Source organism: Amycolatopsis sp. SID8362, from assembly GCF_010550475.1.
Taxonomy (GTDB): domain Bacteria; phylum Actinomycetota; class Actinomycetes; order Mycobacteriales; family Pseudonocardiaceae; genus Amycolatopsis; species Amycolatopsis eburnea.
In genome coordinates this window covers 1-3,005 of record NZ_JAAGNB010000982.1, presented here as the reverse complement: position 1 = coordinate 3,005, position 3,005 = coordinate 1, and the positions used below count along the sequence as shown (strand labels likewise).

Here is a 3,005-nt window from a genome sequence, read left to right as displayed (position 1 = left end):
CACCCTCGTCACGACGGCGCTGCGGTGCGCGCGGATCGACCTGCGGGTGCCCGCCGACGCGCGGCCGCTCGTCCGGCGGTGGACCCTCGGCTACGACCCCGACGACGTCACCGGCGCTTCCCTGCTGACGTCGGTGGCGCTCACCGGGTTCGACGCGCGCGGCGCCGAAGCCGCCGCCCCGGTGCTGCGGCTGGCCTACACCCAGGTCGAAATCCCGGTCGTGCGGCGGGTCCAGCTCGCCGCGAAGGCCCGCTCCGGCGGCGGCGTTTCGCTGCTCGACGCCGACGACACCGTGCCGTACTTCTCGTTCGAGGACGTCCCCCGCACCGGCCGGCTGAGCGGGATCGACAACGGCATCGGGCTGCGCACGGAGATCGAGTACACGACGGAGGAGGCGGTCCCGGTGGTCCGGCGCGTCTCGCGCCGCGAAACGGCCACGGGCCACGTCGGCGTGACCGAGTTCGAGTACCACGACAGCCGGTCGCCGATCTTCGGGCGGGTCGTCCAGGACGACCTCGGCGACGAGCACGCGCCGACGCTGCGGACCGTGCGCTGGTTCGGCGACGACGGGCGGCTGACCAAGGAAGAGACCTACGGCCTCGACGACTCCCCCGCGCGCGAGCGGCCGTACCGCCGGGTGGTGCACCTGCGCCGTCCACAGTGGACCCGCACGGTGGTGAGCGAGTTCGACCGGCGGCCGGCCCCGGTTTCGGTCACCACGACGGAGACGGACCTCGACGCCGCCGGGAACCCGGCCCGGGTGGTGGAAACGACCGAGCGGACCGGCCGGCCGCCCGTCGTGCGCGACACCCGCACGACGTACGCGACCGACCCCGACGGCCGGTTCGCGGCGCTGCCCGCGCGGATCCGCGTGGTGGACGGCAGCGGGAAGGTGCTGTCCGACCGGCTGTTCCGCTACGACGAGAACCCCGACGGCCGGGCCGGCGCGCACGGGCTGTGCACCGCGCGGGAGGAGCTGGTGCTCACCGACGCGCTCGTCGCCGACGGCTACGGCCCGGTCCCGCCGGACCTGCGCCACCACGGCTACCACCGCCGTCCCGGCGAGGACGGCTGGTGGATCACGACGTTCCACGGGCGGCTCGACACCGTCACCGGGTTGCGCACCACCACGACCGATCCGCTCGGCCACACCACCGAAGTGCGGTATTCGGCCGACCGCTGCTTCCCCGAGGTGGCCACGGATCCGCTCGGCAACGTGACGATCACGCGCCACGACGTCCGGACCGCGCGGGTGCGCGAGCTGATCGACCCGGCTGGCGCGGTGACCACGGTGACCCACGACCCGCTGGGCCGTCCCGAAACCGTCGTCCGGCCCGGTGATTCCGCGGAGCTGCCGACGATCCGGTACCGCTACGACTCCGGCGCCCCGGTGCGGGTCACGACCGAGCAGCGCGCGGTGTCCGGCGAGGCCGAGGTGCTGCTGACGACCGAGGTACGCGACGGCGCCGGGCGGTTGCTGGAGCGGCGGCACACCGAACTGCTCGGCGACGTCGTCGACGAGCGCCACGAGTACTGCGCCCGCGGCTTCGTGCGCCGGACGAGCCGGTCCTTCCGCGACGGCGACCGCCCACCCGCACCTGAGGAGTTCCGCTACGACGCCCTCGGCCGCCTTCTCGGCGGTAGCGATGGGAAGGTCGAGCGTGAAGGTGGCCTGCACGACCTGCTCGGGCGGGAGCTGCGCGGCGCCGACGGGGTCGTGCTGGTGCGGGACGCGGCGGGGAACCCGGTCGAGGCGCGGACGCCGGACGGGCACACCGTGTACCGGGTCCACGACGCCGTCGGCCGGCCGGCGGCGGTGCTGGTCGACGACCCGCACGGCACGCCGGTCATGACGTTCACCCACCACGACGGCGGCCTGCCGGTGCCGCCCGGCGCCGGGCCGCACAGCTGCGGGCGGCTGGTGCGCGTGTCCGACGAATCGGGCGTGACGCTGTTCGGCTACGACGCACTCGGCAACCCGGCCGAGAAGCGCTGGCGGCCGGCGCACGTCGCCGTCGAGTACCGCCTGGACGTGGTGCGCCGCGCCGACGGGCGGCCGGCGAAGGTGGTCTACCCGGACGCCGGCGACGGGCGGCTGACGGTCCACCACCAGTACGACGAGGTCGGCAGGCTGGTGAGCGTGCCGGGGTTCGTCGACGCGGTGCGCTACGACCTGCGCGGCCACCGCACGGCGGTCCACTACGCGAACGGCGTCACCGAGGCGTGGACCGGCGGCCGCCACGTCGTCACCGGCCCGGGCGGCACCTGGACCCGCGAACTCGGCGCGGCCGCACCCCGGAACCGTTGTGCGGCACGGAAATCCGCGACGCGTTCGACCGCCTGCGCGGCGTCCACGGCGACGACGGCGTCAACGCCCTGTACGGCTACGACCACACCGGCCGCCGCGTCCGCACCCTGGTCTCGGACGGCACGCGCGTCCACGAAGTCCTGACCCCGGACGAGCTGTACGCCATCGAGGACGGCGAGCTGGTGGCCCTGGTGGCGGGCGCGGTCCGCCGCTACGCCGACGCCAGGCAGCGCTACCTGCACTTCGACGGCGACGCCGGGGTGGCCTTGGTGACCGACGAGTCCGGCGCGGTGGTCGCCGAAACGACGTGAATGACTCATTCATGTCGTCCGGCGACAGGAATGAGTCATTCACGTCGTCGCGGGCCGCGCCCTCGGCCGACGAGACTTTGCCGAAACCCTGGCGTCCGGCGCGGTCGTGAGTGGCGAGTAGGGTTCTAACCCGACTTGCCACTCACGACCGTCAGTCGAGCACGGCCAGGTCCAGGCGGCCGAGGCGCTCCGGGTCGGCCAGGATGTCGATCTCCACGATCCGCCCGCCGGCCACCGTGAAGCCCAGCACCGAGAACGGCCGGCCGTCGCGGGTCGCCACCACGCCGGCCGCGCCGTTGACCAGGGCGCGGTGGACCACGCCGCCGCCCGCGCCGAGGCGGGAGAACGTCAGGGCCTGGTTGGCCACCGCCGCCGCGCCGCGGACC

At 74.5% G+C, this 3,005-nt stretch carries 1 protein-coding gene and 1 pseudogene; one reads left to right on the top strand and one right to left on the bottom strand.

The window, feature by feature from the left end; all coding sequences use genetic code 11:
• The coding region (locus G3I65_RS58615; RefSeq protein ID WP_275940176.1) for a hypothetical protein at nt 1-2,452 on the top strand (2,452 nt) is incomplete at its 5' end.
• Between the two features lie 318 nt (nt 2,453-2,770).
• Here G3I65_RS58615 and G3I65_RS30850 read toward each other — a convergent pair.
• A pseudogene (locus tag G3I65_RS30850) lies at nt 2,771-3,005 on the bottom strand (RNA polymerase subunit sigma-70); the annotation flags it as partial.